The organism is Streptomyces sp. NPDC053431, from assembly GCF_044544925.1.
Lineage (GTDB): Bacteria > Actinomycetota > Actinomycetes > Streptomycetales > Streptomycetaceae > Streptomyces.
In genome coordinates this window covers 291,723-306,525 of record NZ_JBITXX010000007.1, presented here as the reverse complement: position 1 = coordinate 306,525, position 14,803 = coordinate 291,723, and the positions used below count along the sequence as shown (strand labels likewise).

Genomic DNA, 14,803 nt, shown 5'->3' with positions numbered 1-14,803 from the left:
GATCCCGCGTGCGGGAGGATGGAAGCATGCCGAACAGACTGGCCCATGAGACCTCCCCCTACCTCCTCCAGCACGCCGACAACCCGGTCGACTGGTGGCCCTGGTCGGCCCAGGCCTTCGAGGAGGCCCGGCGTCGAGACGTCCCGGTGCTGCTCAGCGTCGGATACAGCTCGTGCCACTGGTGCCATGTGATGGCCCACGAGTCCTTCGAGGACGACACCACCGCGGCCCTGGTCAACGAGCACTTCGTGGCCGTCAAGGTCGACCGCGAGGAGCGCCCCGACGTCGACGCCGTGTACATGGAGGCCGTGCAGGCCGCCACCGGCCAGGGCGGCTGGCCGATGACCGTGTTCCTCACCCCGGACGCCGAACCCTTCTACTTCGGTACCTACTTCCCGCCCGAGGCCCGGCACGGCATGCCGGCCTTCTCCGACGTCCTCGACGGCGTCGCCCGCGCCTGGACCGAACGCCGTGACGAGGTCGGCGAGGTCGCGGGGAAGATCGTCAAGGACCTGTCGGCCCGCTCCCTCGCGTTCGGCGGCGACGGGTTCCCCGGCGAGACCGAGCTCGGGCAGGCCCTGCTCGGCCTCACCCGCGACTATGACGCCACGCACGGCGGCTTCGGCGGCGCGCCCAAGTTCCCGCCGTCGATGGTGCTGGAGTTCCTGCTGCGCCACCACGCCCGTACGGGGGCCGAGGGCGCCCTCCAGATGGCCGCCGACACCTGCGAGGCGATGGCCCGCGGCGGCATCTACGACCAGCTCGGCGGCGGCTTCGCCCGCTACGCCGTGGACCGCGCGTGGGTCGTGCCGCACTTCGAGAAGATGCTGTACGACAACGCGCTGCTGTGCCGGGTGTACGCGCACCTGTGGCGAGTCACCGGCAGTGAGCTGGCCCGCCGGGTCGCTCTGGAGACCGCCGACTTCATGGTGCGTGAACTGCGCACCGCCGAGGGCGGTTTCGCCTCCGCGCTGGACGCCGACAGCGACGACGGCACCGGCCGGCACGTCGAGGGCGCCTACTACGTGTGGACCCCCGAGCAGCTGACCGCCGTCCTCGGCCGGGACGACGCCGCCTACGCCGCCCGGTACTTCGGCGTCACCGAGGAGGGCACCTTCGAGCACGGTTCCTCCGTGCTCCAGCTGCCGCAGGACGCCGGGGTCGCCGACGCCGAGAGGATCGCGTCGATCAAGCGGCGCCTGCTGGCCGCCCGCGACGAGCGAGAGCGGCCGGGCCGGGACGACAAGATCGTCGCCGCCTGGAACGGTCTCGCGATCGCGGCCCTGGCCGAGACCGGCGCCCTGCTCGACCGCCCCGACCTCGTCGAGCGCGCCACGGAGGCCGCCGACCTGCTCGTACGCCTTCACCTCGACGACTCCGCGCGGCTCACCCGCACCTCCAAGGACGGCCACGCGGGCGCCAACGCCGGGGTCCTGGAGGACTACGCCGACGTCGCCGAGGGCTTCCTCGCCCTCGCGTCCGTCACCGGCGAGGGCGTGTGGCTGGAGTTCTCCGGCTTCCTCCTCGACATCGTCCTCGACCAGTTCACGGCCGAGGGCGGCGCGCTCTACGACACCGCCCACGACGCCGAGCCGCTGATCCGCCGCCCTCAGGACCCGACCGACAACGCCACCCCCTCAGGCTGGAGCGCCGCCGCGGGCGCGCTCCTCTCCTACGCGGCGCACACCGGCTCGGAACCCCACCGGAACGCCGCCGAGGCGGCCCTCGGCGTGGTCAAGGCGCTCGGACCGCGCGCGCCCCGCTTCATCGGCTGGGGCCTCGCCGTCGCCGAGGCCCTGCTGGACGGCCCGCGCGAGATCGCCGTGGTCGGCGCCCCCGACGACGAGGGCTTCCGCGCCCTGCGCCGTACCGCGCTGCACGCCGGCAGCCCCGGCGCGGTCCTCGCCGCCGGGCTGCCCGACGGCGAGGAGTTCCCGCTGCTCCGGGACCGTCCGCTGGTCGACGGCATGGCCACCGCCTACGTCTGCCGGCACTTCGTCTGCGACGCGCCGACGACGGACCCGGAGCTCCTGGCCCGCAAGCTCGGCCACTGACCGGCGGCGGGCCGTCGGCGGGCCCGTCACCGCGCCGGGCGGGGGCGGGCCCGCCCGTACGCGGACGGCCCCGCCCCCCCCGCAATCGGCGTACCCGGAGACCCTAGGGGCAGAGGACCGAGTCCCCGCCGTAGGGCTCGTACTCGCCCAGCGGGGTCTCGCTCTGCGGGACGGGCCGGGGCTCCGGCAGGCCCTCGTCCTCCCGCAGGTGGCCGAAGACCTCGTCGGCGTACTCCTCGTCCCACGAGATCGTCGCGCCGACGCCCGGGATGAGCGGGTTGATGGTCCGGATCGGCACGGTGGCGAACTCCGTCTGCTCGGGCGAGAGGTGCCGCAGCCGAGCCGCGAGCGTCAGCAGCTCCGACGTGCTGATGCCGCGCTCGGTCTGCTGCGTGCCGCGCAGGGTCGCGACGAACCGGCGCAGCCCGGCCGTGCCGTGGAAGAGGTCGTCGCGGATCTCGCGCAGCGTGTTGACGACGAACCGCTGCTGCTTCTTGATCCGCCCGAAGTCCGCCTGACCGTCCGCCTTGCGCGAGCGGACGTACTGGAGTGCTTCGCCGCCGAGGACCCTGCGGGTGCCGGGCGCGAGGTCGAGACCGGTGCTCGGGTCCTTCAGGTGCCGGTCCGTGCAGATGGGCACGCCGTCGTGGACGACGTTCACCGTGTCCATGAACCGGCGGAAGTCGATCTCGAGGTAGCGGTCGACGGGAACGTTCGTCATCGCCTCCACCATCTCGATGGCGAAGGACGGGCCGCCCTCCTTCCAGGCGGCGTTGAGCTTCGCCTGGTGCGGGGCGAGCATCTCGCCGGTGTTCCGGTCGACGTGCTCGGGGAACTCGCTGAGCGAGTCACGGGGCAGGCTCACCACGCTCACCCGGTCGTTCCGGGCGGAGACGTGGACGAGCATCATCACGTCGCTGCAGCCGCAGTCCTTGTTGCCGAGGTAGTAGCGCTTCCGCTCCTCGGGGGTGACCCCGGCCCGGGAGTCGACGCCGACGAGCAGGATGTTGAGACCCTTCGGCGGCGACGGCAGCGGATCCGGCGCTGCGGCGAACGCGCCCGAACCGAGGGCGACGAGCGCGGTGGTCAGGACCAGCAGGCGGCGTCCGCGGAAGCCGGAGCGAGGACGGGGCCGCGGCCGGGAGCGGAGGTCGGGGTGAGGGTGGGGGGAATTCATGGCGGAACGCTAATTCCGGCCGTCTCGCACACAGGTACGCGACGCGACATGGACAGGCCGAATCACTCTCCTGCTGGCGCTGTGCCATGATGCCGGAACCCTAGCGGAAGGAGCGAAAATGGCGCCCGATCCCGGGAAATGGGAGCGGATGGCCTTCATTCCGAAGAGCCGATATGTGTCCGACCCGCAGCCCGCCGACAGGGAGCCGTTTCCGGTCTATTCCCTGCTGGCCCACCAGTGGATGCTGGCCGGACGGGCCGTGCCCGGCATGCCGGACCGGGAGTGGGAGCGGCTCATGAGAACACCTATCTGGCCGCATTGACCGGCACCGGGCAATCCAATGGGGTGAACAACGCCCTTCGGCGCGCCGGACGGTTTCCTTTTCGTGGCAGGGTCGTTGTGAAGTGTGCGATGGAAGGCGGGGGCGCTGGCGCACCCGTGCATCACGAAAGCCGTGAATTCTCTTCCGCCGCAGAAAGGATCCAGACGAAATGAAGTGCAAGAAGGCTGCGGTCGCCGTCGCCGGTCTGCTCATGGCCCTGGGTGCCGCCGCCCCCGCGATGGCCGACTCGTACGCCGACGGTTACGCCATCGGTTCGCCGGGCGTTCTCTCCGGCAACCTGGTCCAGGTTCCGATCCACGCCCCGATCAACATCTGCGGCAACTCCGTGAACCTCCTCGCCGCGCTGAACCCGGCGGCGTTCAACACCTGCGTCAACGCCTGACGTTCCGGTGCTCCGACCCCTGTCGGAGGGGGCCGGTCCCGGGGAGTGACCACCACGCTTCCCGGGGCCGGCCTCCGGCGTGTCAGGGGGCGCCGGCCGTCACCCGCCGCCCGCCCGCGCGCGGCCGGCCCGGCGCACTGCCGCGACCCGGGGCCCGCAGCCGCTGCCGCACCCCCTTCACCAGCCGCCCGGCCGTGTAGCCCGCGCCGAACACGAAGCGCATCGAGGGCCCGTACGAAGGCGCCGTGAGCAGTCCGGCCAGGAACAGCCCCGGCCACGAGGACTCGAACAGCGCCCCCACCTCCGGCGCCCCGCCCGGGCCCACCCGGCGCAGTCCGTCCCGCAGCTCGGGTGCGAGCACGTCCGCCCGGTCCAGACTCGGTACGAAGCCGGTGGCCGCGACGACGTGATCGGTCTCCACGACGTCCGCCGTCCCGTCCGCCGCCGTCACGTCGAGCCGCAGCCGGTCGTCGGCGGTCACCGTGGCCGCCGTGACGCGCTGCCCGAGGCGCACGTCCTCGACCGCAGCGAACCGTTCCCGCAGCCACCAGGCGCCGGCCGGGCCGAGCGCCGAGTCGAAGAGCCGCTCCCGGGTCGGGGCCGGCAGCCGCCGGAAGATCCCCGGGGTGTCGGCGTACAGCCGGTTCTGCCAGCCGCAGCCGAGGCCCGTGTGCGGGGCGCGCAGCGACCGCCACGGGCCGCGGTCGAGGGCCGGCGGCACGGTGTTCCACCTCAGCCGGCCGGCCCGGGCCAGGATCCGGACCGTCGCGCCCTTCTCGGTGAGGATCGCGGCCGTCTCCAGGGCGGCCTGGCCCGCGCCGATCACCGTGACGTCGCGGCCGGCGAAGCCGTCGAGCTCGCCGTGGTGGCTGGAGTGGGTGACATGGCGGCGGGGCAGCCCGCGCAGCGGCCCGGGGATCTCCAGGAAGGGCAGCACGCCCACGGCGAGCGCGACGGTGCGGCTGCGGCAGGTCTCGCCGTCCTCCGTGGTGACCGTGAAGCCGCCGCTCCCGGCGGGCGCGACGGTGGTGACGAGCCGCTCGTCGAGCGCGGGCACCGCCTGGCGGGCGAACCAGTCGCCGTACGCGGCGAAGAAGCCGACCGGCAGCGGCACGCCGTGCTCGGCGCGGACGCCCCGGCCGGCCGCGTAGGCGTCGAGCCCGTAGGCGCCCTCCGGGTCCGAGAGGTGCGAGGCCCACGGCCCGGACTTGAGGAACATCGCCGAGGGCATGGCGTGCCAGGACTCCATGGGCCGGCCGAAGGTGCGCAGGGAGAGACCGTGGGCCGCCGCGTGGGCGGCGACGGACAGGCCGTACGGGCCCGCTCCCACAATCACCAGGTCGTACATCGTGCGTTCCGCCTTCACAGGTCTCGGAGTCACGGATCTCGGGCCGGGGGTTCGACGGCTCGGGACGCGGGGGACGCGGGGGCTCATCGTGGGTTCACGCGGCCGGAGGGGCCGCGGGCCGCCGGCGGTGCCGTGGGGCCCGGCCGGCCGGGCGGGCGCCCGGCGCGCAGCAGCCGACGCAACGTCAGCAGCCCCCTGCGCAGGGCGTGGACGCACCAGGAGCGCAGCATCGCGAGCGCGGGCCCGAGGTCGTCGGCGGCGAACCAGGCCGTCTCGCCGCCGCGGCGCCGCGCCGCGTACCGGCGGCCCGGCGAGGCGAGGTGCGACAGGGCCGCGTAGTTCTCCACGACGAACCGGCGGCCGTACGCGGGAAGGTGCACGGGCACGGCGCGACCGGTGAGGTCCAGGTGCATGGCCCGGACCACGTCGAGGCCGTCCCGGTCGGCGAAGAGCCGGAACTGGGCGCCGGGCCGCGGGTTGAAGTCGAGCAGGTGGTACGCGCCGGTCGCCCGGTCGAGCCGGAAGTCCAGGTCGCACACGCCCCGGTAGCGGAGCGCCGAGAGCATCTCCCGGGCCAGGGTGTCCACCGCCGGGTTCGCGGCCCAGCGGCCCACCGCCGTGAGTCCGGCTCCGTCCGGCCAGGAGCGCTCCTTGCGGCCGGTGGCCCCGGTCGAGCAGTGCCCGGCGGAGTCCACGTACCCGTGGAAGAACCAGTCGAGCTCGGGCCCGGCGGGCAGGAGTTCCTGGAGCAGCAGCCGGCTGCCGGCCTGCGGGGTGCGTGTGTACAGCTCGCGGACCTGTGCGAGCGAGCCGACGATCGTGGTGCTGCGCAGCCCGCCGCCGGCCGGCAGCAGCCAGGGCCGGCTCCACTTGGCGATCACCGGCAGGCCGAGCCGCCAGGCCATGGCGGCGGCCTCGTCGGCGCTGGTGGGCAGTTCGGTACGGGGATGGGGGAGGCCGAGCGCCCGGCAGGTCTCGGCGAGCTGCGCCTTGTCCGCCACGCGCGCGAGCTGCTCGGGCGACTGGTCGGGCAGCAGGAAGCGCCCGGCGAGCTCGGGCCGGCACTCGGCCAGGTACAGGGCGGTGATGTCGTCGAGGGGGATGAGCAGCGCCGGACGGGACGTGGTGCCGGACAGCTCCTCGGCGACGCGCAGCAGCAGCCGGGTGAGTTCGGCCGGCGAGGGCGCGGTGGGGCGCGGGTGGGCGCCGCGGAGGTAGCGGGAGCGGACGACCGGGCTGGAGAGCGATTCGACCACCGCGTGCACCGGGATGCCCGCCCGGCCGAGCGACCGCACGGCGCCGAGCGTGCCGTGGTGGAAGGGGTTCCGGTCGAGCCGCACAAGGACAGCGGGGACGCTGGTGTCAAAACTCGGCACGGCATGTCCTTCGTCTCGGGTGCCCCAATTGGGCGATGAAGAATCCTCTAACGGACGATTGATCAGATCCAAGCCGAGTTCCCGGTCGGCTTATTAGGAATACTTTCGGAAGATCAGACTGACGGACCCTCACGCGGCGCGAGAGAGAAGGAGCTGCCATGGTCAACCGAAAGAAGAGAACTTCGAGAAGATGGCTGGGGGTGTTCACCGCCGGTCTCCTCGCCTCAGGTTCTGTCGCGTTGTCGTCTCCCGCACACGCCCAGACTCAGCCTCACGCCGCCGAATCCGAATCCGTAACGACCAAGGCCCCCCAACCGGCTCTCTCGAGCGCCATGGGGGCCTTCCTTGAGTCCGGACCCCTCGGGGTGGCCCGGATCAGCCGGCTGGAGCGCTGGCTCGGCGGTCACCAGCTGCGCGTCGGCCACACCTATCTGCCCGGCGACCGCTGGTCGAACATCGAGGGCCCGCCCGGTTTCCTGGACGCCTGGGCGTCCTGGCGGAACGAGCGGACGGACCGCATGTTCGTCCTGAACGTGCCGATGCTGGAGCGGAACGAGGCCGGGGTCTCCGACTACGAGGTCCGCCGCCAGCTCCAGCTGGGCGCGGCCGGCTACTACGACCACCACTTCCAGCGGCTCGCCCAGCGCCTGGTCGACCTCGACGCCACGGACACCGTGATCGTCCTCGGCTGGGAGATGAACGGCACGACGTACACCCACCGGTGCGCGCCGCATCCGACCGCCTGGAAGAGGTACTGGACGCGCATCGTGACCGCGATGCGTTCCGTCCCGGGGCAGAAATTCCGCTTCGACTTCAATCCGAGCCGGGGCCGGGACGCCATTCCGTGGACGGAGTGCTATCCCGGTGACGACGTCGTCGACATCATCGGCATGGATTCCTACGACCAGCCCCCGGGATCCAGTTTCGACGAACACGTGCGCGAGCCGTACGGACTGCAGGCGCAGGTCGATTTCGCGGCCGAGCACAAGAAGCGGATCTCCTACCCGGAATGGGGCCTGTTCCGGAACGGGGACAACCCCGTGTACATGCGGCGCATGCTCGAATGGATGAAGCAGCACCCGCCGCTGTACCACACGATCACCGACTACTGCCCGCACGGCGTCTGGCAGTGCGACGACAACCCGCGGTCGTCCGAGGTGTTCCGCCAGATGCTGTACGGCGCGGAGCCGCAGATCCCGACGGACCCGGTCGACCCGACGGACCCGACCGAGCCCACGGACCCGGTGGACCCGACGGACCCGGTCGAGCCCACGGATCCGGTCGACCCGACGGACCCGGTCGACCCTGTCGACCCGGTGGACCCGGTGGACCCGACGGATCCTGTTGACCCGGTCGATCCTGTCGACCCGGTGGACCCGACCGATCCGACGGTCCCGCTGCCCAAGCCGGAACCGAAGCCTGAGCCGAAGCCGGAACCGAAGCCCGAGCCGAAGCCGGAGCCGAAGCCGGAACCGAAGCCCGAGCCGAAGCCGGAACCGAAGCCCGAGCCCAAGCCGGAGCCGAAGCCGGAGCCGAAGCCGGAGCCGAAGCCCGAGCCGAAGCCGAAGCCGGAGCCGAAGCCGGAGCCGAAGCCGGAACCGAAGCCCGAGCCCAAGCCGGAACCGAAGCCGGAACCGAAGCCCGAGCCGAAGCCGGAACCGAAGCCGGAGCCGAAGCCGGAGCCCAAGCCGGAGCCGAAGCCCGAGCCGAAGCCCGAGCCCAAGCCCACCTGCTGGACCCTGAACCTCGGTTCATGGGTCGAGAGCTGGATCGGCGGTCCGATCTGCGTCCCCAAGGACGACTCCTGGAAGGACTCCTGGACGGACCCCGTGAAGGAGTCCGTGAAGGAGTCCGTGACCCAGCAGTTGACCGAGCCCGCCCAGGAGGCAGGCACCAGCTGGAAGGAGACTCTGACCGTCGACTGGCAGGGCGCGCTGAACGGAGTCTGGCCCTTCTGACCGGGCCCTGACGTCCCCCACGGCGGCGGAGGAGTTCATCCTCCGCCGCCGTTCGGTGTCCCCGGCCTCCCCGACACCGCCGTCGTCCCCGTTGTCCCCGCTGTCCCCGACGCCCCTGGTCGGCGGCCGAGCGCCCGGCCCAGCCACTCCCGTTCCCGTGCCTGCCGGGCCGCCCAGCGCCGTCCGTCCGCCGCGCCCGCCCGCAGCCGCAGCAGCGGGCCCGCGGCCCGCCCCGCGAGCATGAGGCGCTGGTTGGGCACCGTCTCGGGCCGCCAGTGGTGCTTGTACGGCTCGGTGCCGCGCAACATGCTCAGCGTGGCCCGGCCGCTCGCGCTGGTCTCCCGCGCGCCGTGCCGCAGCAGCATCGCCGCCACGTCCACCTTGCGGGCCCGCAGCGCCGGATCGGCGCCGTACAGATAGCCGCCCGCGAGCCGCGGGGACATCAGGGTGAGGTCCGCGCACACCACGTCGCCGTCGAGGCGGAACTCGGTGACCATCGCGTCGCCGCGCTCGACCATCGGCCGTACCGCCCGCGCCAGGTGCTGGGCGAACCGCTCGCTGGTGTGCTCGGCCGTCACCCCCCGGCCGCGCCACTGCAGTTGGTGGAGGGCCAGCAGGCGCTCCAGGGCGGCCGGCACCTCGGGCCCCGGGACGACGCGCTCGTCGATGCCGAGGGCGTCCAGCTTCCGCAGCTTCGCCCGGACCCGCTGGGCCTTGCCCGAGGGGATCCGTTCGAGCAGGACCTCCATCGGTACGGCGGGCAGCTCCAGGCACAGGGAGTCCGGGAGCCGTCGCCGCGGGCCGGGCCAGGCCTCGTAGACCCGCTCGGCGGCGGCCCCCGGCCGTACCTCGCGCAGGTCGACGACCGCGCCGCGCGCCGCCCCGGCGAGGGCCGCGGCGAGCGCGGGCGCCGCCTCGGGGCAGGCGTCGTCGAGCAGCACGTCGGTGAAGTCGGTGATGGCGCCGCCGAGCTGGGTGAGCACCGGCAGCGGGCCCGCCGCCCGCATCAGCGGCGCCGCCGCGACGAGCGTGCCGTCCGCCCGCCGCACGAGCACCACCCGCAGCGCGCCGGGGCGCCCGTACGACAGCCACCACGAGTGCAGCCACGAGTGGGACTGGAACGGCGTCGCGGTGGCGCAGCGGGCGTACAGCCCCGTCCACTCGGCGCCGAGCCGCCCGAACTCAGCGCCGTCCCGGCACACCTCGGTGCGCAGTCCGGCGACCGTGCCGGTGACGGAGGAACCGCCGGTCACACCGCCTCCGGTTCCGGCCGCGCGGCCGTCGCCGGACCCGGTACCGCCGCCTGCCGCGAGTGCCGGGCCTCGGCCCGCGCGGCCCGCTTCGGCCGGACGAGCAGCGCGAGCCCGCCGAGCAGCCCGCCGCCGCACGCCCCGACCAGCGCCGACAGGGTCGCCGACGGCGAGACCGGGGCGACCGGCTTGGTCGCCCGGGAGAACTGGACGACCTTCACGCCCGTGTTCCCGGCGACGTGCGCGCTGTTGAGGACCAGAGCGCGGGCCACCCCGTCGGCCATCGACACCGCCGTCGACGGCTTGGCCGAACGCGCGGTGATCGAGATCATCGGCGCGTCCGGCGAGGTCGCGGCCTGTACGTGGGAGCGCAGCGTGTCGGCCGAGACCCCGGCCCACACCTGGGCGTCACCGGTCACCGCGATGTCCGTGGCGACCCGGCCGTAGGCCTGTGCGAAGCCGAGCGCGGCCGACGGGTCGGACTTCTCGGCCGGCACGACGATGACGTAGCTGGTCGCCGCGTACTGCGGGGTCTTCACGGCGCCGTAGCCGCCGCCGAGGGCCGCGCCGGCCAGCACGGCGGCCGGCAGCACCATCCAGCGGGCGGGGGTGAGGAGGAAGGGACGTGGCGGTGTCGTGGTCATGGTGCAGCTCTCACTTCACGGGAGGACGGGGGCCGTGGACGGCCTGGTGGTAGAGGGTCAGCAACTGCCGGGCGCTGTGCGCGATGTCGTAGCGGCGGACGGCCTCGGGCGGCGGCAGCCGGTCCGGCGGGGACGGATCCCCGGCGCCCCGGGCGCCCCGCACCGTGAGGAGCTCGCGCAGGGCGCCGATCAGCTCGGGCACGGACGGGCCGATCCGGCGCGCGCCGGGCGCCGATCCGGCGGGCAGGTCGTCGATCGCGGGGCAGGCCACGTACAGCGCAGGCAGACCCGCGGCCAGCGCCTCGACGACGGCGAGACCGAAGGTCTCGTCGGGGGAGGTGGAGACGAAGACGTCCATCGCGGCGAGCAGCGACGGCAGGTCGGGCCGCCCGCCCGCCGGGCCGGTCGGCGGGTCCGGGAACGCGCCCGCGAGCAGCACCCGGTCGGCGGCCCCGCACTCCCGGGCCAGCCGCAGCAGTTCCGCGCGCCGGTCGCCCTCGCCGACGAGCAGCAGCCGCGCCTCCGGGACCGACGCCACCGCCCGGACCAGCCGGTCGAAGCGCTTCCCGGCGGCGAGCCGCCCCACCCCGCCGACCACGAACGCGCCGGCGGGCAGCCCGAGCGCCGCCCGGGTCTGCGCGCGGGCGCGCGGGTCGAAGGCGAAGCGGTCCGTCTCGATGCCGTTCGGCACCACCCGGATACGGGACGGGGCCACGCCCCAGTCGGCGAGCCGGCGCGCCACGCTCGGCGACACGGCCACCGTGGAGGTGCCGAGGCGTTCGGTCGCCAGGTACAGCGCCCGGGTGCCCGCGGACAGCGGACGGCCCTCGATCTGGACGTCGCCGAGGGAGTGCTCGGTCGCGATGACGGGCCGCACCCCGGCGAGCCGGGCGGCCGGCCTGCCGTACACGCAGGCCCGGTACAGGTGCGTGTGGACCAGGTCGTAACCGCCCTGCCGGATCAGCCGGGTGAGCCGCGGCAGCGCGCCCACGTCCCGGTTGCCGGTCATGCCGAGGTGGGTGACCGGGGTGCCGTCCGCCTCGATGCCGTCGGCGACCGGGCCCGGATTGGTCAGGGTCACCACCCGGCCGCGCACCGGCAGATGACGGAGCAGCAGACGCAGCTGCTGCTCGGCGCCGCCGATCCCGAGCCCCGTGATGACGTGCAGCACCTTCATGACAGGACCGACCGGGCCGGGCTGCTGCGCGCGGGGACGAGATCGGCGGGGCGGCGCCGCCGCAGCGGGTGCAGCAGCCACTTCGCGGTGAGCCGCCAGGAGGTGTCCTCCTCGCCGACGTGGAGGCGGGGCAGGGCGTAGGCGCCGGACAGCGGGCCCGGGTCGATCGCGCAGGCGTACGTGTAACCGGCCTTGCGGACGGCCCGGACGACCCGCGCGTCGACCGTCCCGTACGGGTAGCAGAAGCCGTCCACCGAACCGCCGCTGATCTCCTCGATCAGCTCCCGGCTCTGCCGGGTCTCGGCGGCGAGCGTGGCGTCGTCGGCGTCCGTGAGGGACACGTGGTGCAGGCCGTGCGAGCCGATCTCCATGCCCGCGGCCGCCGCCCGCCGGATGCCGTCCTCGTCGAGGAGCGGTTTGCGCGGGCCCCCCGGGTCCCAGGTGTTGTCACCGCCGAGGCGTCCCGGCAGCACGTACACCGTCGCCGTGAAGCCGTGCCGGCGCAGCAGGGGCACCGCCGACTCCAGGAAGTCGGCGTACCCGTCGTCGAAGGTCAGCCCGACCAGACCGCGTTCCCGCCCCTCGGCCGCCGCCGCCAGCAGCTCCCGTACGGACACCCCGCGCAGCCCGCGGTCGCCCAGCCAGTGCAGCTGCCGGGCGAAGCGCACGGGGGAGACGGTCACCTTGTACGGGTCATCGGAGGCGTCGGCGATCGAGTGGTACATCGCCACCCACAGGGGAGGCTTCGGCAGCAGACGACGCAGCACGGCCGGTGCGGGCATGGGGGGTCCTTCGGCGGGGGGAGCGGGGCAGGGGCGGGATCTCGGGCGCCTTGGCGGCACACGCGACGAACAGCACGAACACGCAGACGACCACCACGGCGGCGACGGCGAGGGAGAGCACGGGCGTGCCGACGAGAACCGAGCACAGCCAGCCCGCGCCCGTGGCCCAGGCGCCGGCGGTGGCGAGCCGCAGCAGGCCCTCGCCGAGCCGCCGCGCGTCGACCGGGACGGTCTGGCGGTGGGCACCGCTCAGCAGCAGCACGGCGGTCAGGGTGATGCCGAGCGCGTTGGCTCCCGCGATGCCGGCGGCGCCCCACACCCGGGCGCCGACCGCGCCCGTGACGGCGGTCGCGGCGAGTCCGGCGCCCATCGCGGCGGCCGGGTACCAGAGCGGGCGGGCGGCGGAGAAGTAGCAGCGGACCAGGGCGCCCACCATCGTCTGGCCGAGCAGCCCGAGCGCGTACACCCGCATGACGGCGGCCGTCGCGGCCGTGTCGGCCCGGTCGAACGCGCCGCGCTGGAAAAGGATCTCGACGATCTGCGGGGCGGCGGCGATCACCGTCGACGCGCCGATCAGGACGACGACCGCCGCCAGCAGCAGGTCCCGCTCCACCCGGCGGCGGGCGGCCTCCGCGTCACCCGCGGCGAGGGCGCGGGCGACCACGGGGAAGCTGACCGTGCACAGCATCAGGGACAGGATCATCGGCATCTGCGCGACCTTCTGCGCGTAGTTCAGATGCGAGATGGCACCGGCCGGCAGCGGCGAGGCCAGGAAGCGCTCGACCAGGATCTGCGACTGACGGGACAGCGCGAACACCACGACCGGCGCGATCATCCCGAGCACCAGCAGCCGCCCGTCGCCCGCCGGCACGGACCGCGGCTCCTCCTTCGGCACCGGCCGGGTGCGCAGCTCCCGCAGCAGCGACGGCGCCTGGACGAGCACCATCAGCACCCCGCCGACGGCCACTCCGGCGGCGGCCGACCGCACCCCGAACGGCTCCCGCAGCACCAGGGTCGTCCCGATGATGCCGACGTTGTACGCCACGTAGATCGCCGCCGGTGGCAGGAACGAGCCGTGCGCGCGCAGCGCCGCCGAGCAGTACCCGGCGAGCGCGAACGACAGCACGCAGGTGGCCGTCAGCCGGGTGCAGTCCACCGCGAGCTGCGGATCGGGCAGGCCGGGCGCGAGCGCGGAGACGAGGAGCGGCGCGAGGGCGACGAGGAGCGCGGCGACCGCGGCGACCGTCAGCACCAGCCGGGGCAGCGTGGTCCGGACGAGCGCCCGGACCGGATCCCCGAACAGCGTCCCGGCCCGGCGCGCGAGCGCCCGTGAGAACGCGGGCACGAGGATCAGCGCCATCGCGTCCTCGATGAGCAGCGTCGACGCGAACTCCGGCACCGTCCACGCCACCAGGAACGCGTCCGTCTCGGCGCCCGCCCCGAAGTACCCGGCGAGGATCTGGTCCCGTACGAGCCCGAGCACCGCCCCGACGGCCGTGAGCGCCGCCGTCACCACGGCGGCCCGCAGCAGGAACCGCCCCGACGGCGACCATCCCCCCTTACGGCGTGCGTGCCGCCCGCGGCCGACCGCGGCGCCGCCGCCGGCGGGCGGCCGGGTCTGCGGGTGCGGCGCGGCGCGCGTCCCGAGCAGCGGCGCGCGCACGTCACCGCTCGCGACCGGCCGCGCCCCGAGCCCGAGCGGCCGCCCGCCGAGCAGCGGGGGCCGGGGCGCGGTGAGCTCCGTGGCGTCCAGCAGCGCGTGCAGCTCGGGGTCGTCGAAGCGCGGCGCCCGCTCGTGCGCGACCCGCCGCACGGCCCGGGCCCCGGCCGGCGGCCGCGCGGTCCGCAGGGCCGGCCGCGCCGCCCGTCGCACGCCCGCCTCGCACCGCGTGTCCGTCGGCACGAGGTCCGCCCACGGATCGGCGACGAGCAGATCCACCGGCACGTCCGTCGGCCCGAACCCGGGAACGGCGGTCTCGGGGAAGGGGGGTGCTCCGGCAGACCCGTCGGGCCGCCCGCCGGCCCCGGCCGGGGGCAGCCCGCAGAGGGCGTCCCCCGGGGGAAGGGGCGACCAGGGGTCGGCCAGGGAGGCCGTCGGGCGGGGTGCCTCGCCGTGTGCGCTCCGCTCGCCGGTGGGCGCGGGCTGGAGGGGGTGTGCGTCGGTCAGCGGCGGGAGGCCGCACAGCGCGTCCGCCGGAGGAAGCGTCGACCAGGGGTCACCGGGCCCGGCCGGGGCGGCCGTCGGCGACGGGCCGGTGAAGGCGGAGGCACCGCCGGCGCCGGACTCCGGTGCGTCCGCGGCACGGCGGCCG

The 14,803-nt window shown here is 74.4% G+C and carries 11 protein-coding genes and 1 pseudogene; 4 read left to right on the top strand and 8 right to left on the bottom strand.

Annotation, left to right across the window (positions count from 1 at the left end):
* The first annotated feature begins 26 nt into the window (after positions 1–26).
* Positions 27–2,054, top strand: a complete 2,028-nt coding sequence (locus tag ACIGXE_RS19715; RefSeq protein WP_399749019.1) for a thioredoxin domain-containing protein — start codon at positions 27–29, stop codon at positions 2,052–2,054.
* A gap of 103 nt (positions 2,055–2,157) precedes the next feature.
* Here the strand turns inward: ACIGXE_RS19715 and ACIGXE_RS19710 are convergent, their stop codons facing one another.
* Positions 2,158–3,231 carry an LCP family protein gene (locus ACIGXE_RS19710; RefSeq protein WP_399749017.1) on the bottom strand — a complete coding sequence of 358 codons (1,074 nt, stop codon included), beginning with the start codon at positions 3,229–3,231 and terminating at the stop codon, positions 2,158–2,160.
* A 118-nt stretch (positions 3,232–3,349) separates the two neighbouring features.
* On the opposite strand from ACIGXE_RS19710, the gene ACIGXE_RS19705 reads away from it, so the two are divergent.
* Positions 3,350–3,553, top strand: coding sequence for a hypothetical protein (locus ACIGXE_RS19705; protein ID WP_399749015.1), 204 nt, complete (start codon positions 3,350–3,352; stop codon positions 3,551–3,553).
* Positions 3,554–3,722: 169 nt separating this feature from the next.
* Complete coding sequence (locus ACIGXE_RS19700; RefSeq protein ID WP_399749014.1) at positions 3,723–3,956, top strand: chaplin; 234 nt, start codon at positions 3,723–3,725, stop codon at positions 3,954–3,956.
* Positions 3,957–4,038: 82 nt separating this feature from the next.
* Here ACIGXE_RS19700 and ACIGXE_RS19695 read toward each other — a convergent pair whose 3' ends face one another.
* On the bottom strand, positions 4,039–5,304 hold the full coding sequence (locus ACIGXE_RS19695) for an FAD-dependent oxidoreductase (RefSeq protein ID WP_399749011.1): 1,266 nt from the start codon (positions 5,302–5,304) through the stop codon (positions 4,039–4,041).
* Positions 5,305–5,387: 83 nt separating this feature from the next.
* Positions 5,388–6,680, bottom strand: a complete 1,293-nt coding sequence (locus ACIGXE_RS19690) for an ATP-grasp domain-containing protein (RefSeq protein ID WP_399749009.1) — start codon at positions 6,678–6,680, stop codon at positions 5,388–5,390.
* A gap of 158 nt (positions 6,681–6,838) precedes the next feature.
* Here ACIGXE_RS19690 and ACIGXE_RS19685 point away from each other — a divergent pair.
* A pseudogene (locus ACIGXE_RS19685) lies at positions 6,839–8,002 on the top strand (glycoside hydrolase family 26 protein); the annotation flags it as partial.
* A gap of 671 nt (positions 8,003–8,673) precedes the next feature.
* Here ACIGXE_RS19685 and ACIGXE_RS19680 read toward each other — a convergent pair.
* From ACIGXE_RS19680 to ACIGXE_RS19660, 5 genes are read right to left on the bottom strand one after another with little or no spacing between them, the layout of a single operon-like run.
* The gene (locus tag ACIGXE_RS19680; RefSeq protein ID WP_399749008.1) at positions 8,674–9,891 is read right to left on the bottom strand and encodes a GNAT family N-acetyltransferase; all 1,218 of its coding nucleotides are present in this window, start codon (positions 9,889–9,891) and stop codon (positions 8,674–8,676) included.
* A complete protein-coding gene (locus ACIGXE_RS19675) occupies positions 9,888–10,532 on the bottom strand; it encodes a lipopolysaccharide biosynthesis protein (protein WP_399749007.1) in 645 nt (214 codons plus the stop codon). Before ACIGXE_RS19675 ends, ACIGXE_RS19680 begins: the two co-directional genes overlap by 4 nt.
* Positions 10,533–10,542: 10 nt before the next feature.
* Positions 10,543–11,709 carry a glycosyltransferase gene (locus ACIGXE_RS19670; RefSeq protein WP_399749005.1) on the bottom strand — a complete coding sequence of 389 codons (1,167 nt, stop codon included), beginning with the start codon at positions 11,707–11,709 and terminating at the stop codon, positions 10,543–10,545.
* Positions 11,706–12,491 (bottom strand): polysaccharide deacetylase family protein, encoded by a 786-nt coding sequence (locus tag ACIGXE_RS19665; RefSeq protein ID WP_399749003.1) that lies wholly within the window; start codon positions 12,489–12,491, stop codon positions 11,706–11,708. Before ACIGXE_RS19665 ends, ACIGXE_RS19670 begins: the two co-directional genes overlap by 4 nt.
* Complete coding sequence (locus ACIGXE_RS19660; protein WP_399749100.1) at positions 12,403–14,142, bottom strand: lipid II flippase MurJ; 1,740 nt, start codon at positions 14,140–14,142, stop codon at positions 12,403–12,405. Before ACIGXE_RS19660 ends, ACIGXE_RS19665 begins: the two co-directional genes overlap by 89 nt.
* Positions 14,143–14,803 lie beyond the last annotated feature (661 nt).

Coding starts and splice junctions, on each gene's coding strand:
- ACIGXE_RS19715 (WP_399749019.1), top strand. CDS start 27: ATGCCGAACAGACTGGCCCATGAGACCTCCCCCTACCTCCTCCAGCAC.
- ACIGXE_RS19710 (WP_399749017.1), bottom strand. CDS start 3,231: ATGAATTCCCCCCACCCTCACCCCGACCTCCGCTCCCGGCCGCGGCCC.
- ACIGXE_RS19705 (WP_399749015.1), top strand. CDS start 3,350: ATGGCGCCCGATCCCGGGAAATGGGAGCGGATGGCCTTCATTCCGAAG.
- ACIGXE_RS19700 (WP_399749014.1), top strand. CDS start 3,723: ATGAAGTGCAAGAAGGCTGCGGTCGCCGTCGCCGGTCTGCTCATGGCC.
- ACIGXE_RS19695 (WP_399749011.1), bottom strand. CDS start 5,304: ATGTACGACCTGGTGATTGTGGGAGCGGGCCCGTACGGCCTGTCCGTC.
- ACIGXE_RS19675 (WP_399749007.1), bottom strand. CDS start 10,532: ATGACCACGACACCGCCACGTCCCTTCCTCCTCACCCCCGCCCGCTGG.
- ACIGXE_RS19670 (WP_399749005.1), bottom strand. CDS start 11,709: ATGAAGGTGCTGCACGTCATCACGGGGCTCGGGATCGGCGGCGCCGAG.
- ACIGXE_RS19665 (WP_399749003.1), bottom strand. CDS start 12,491: ATGCCCGCACCGGCCGTGCTGCGTCGTCTGCTGCCGAAGCCTCCCCTG.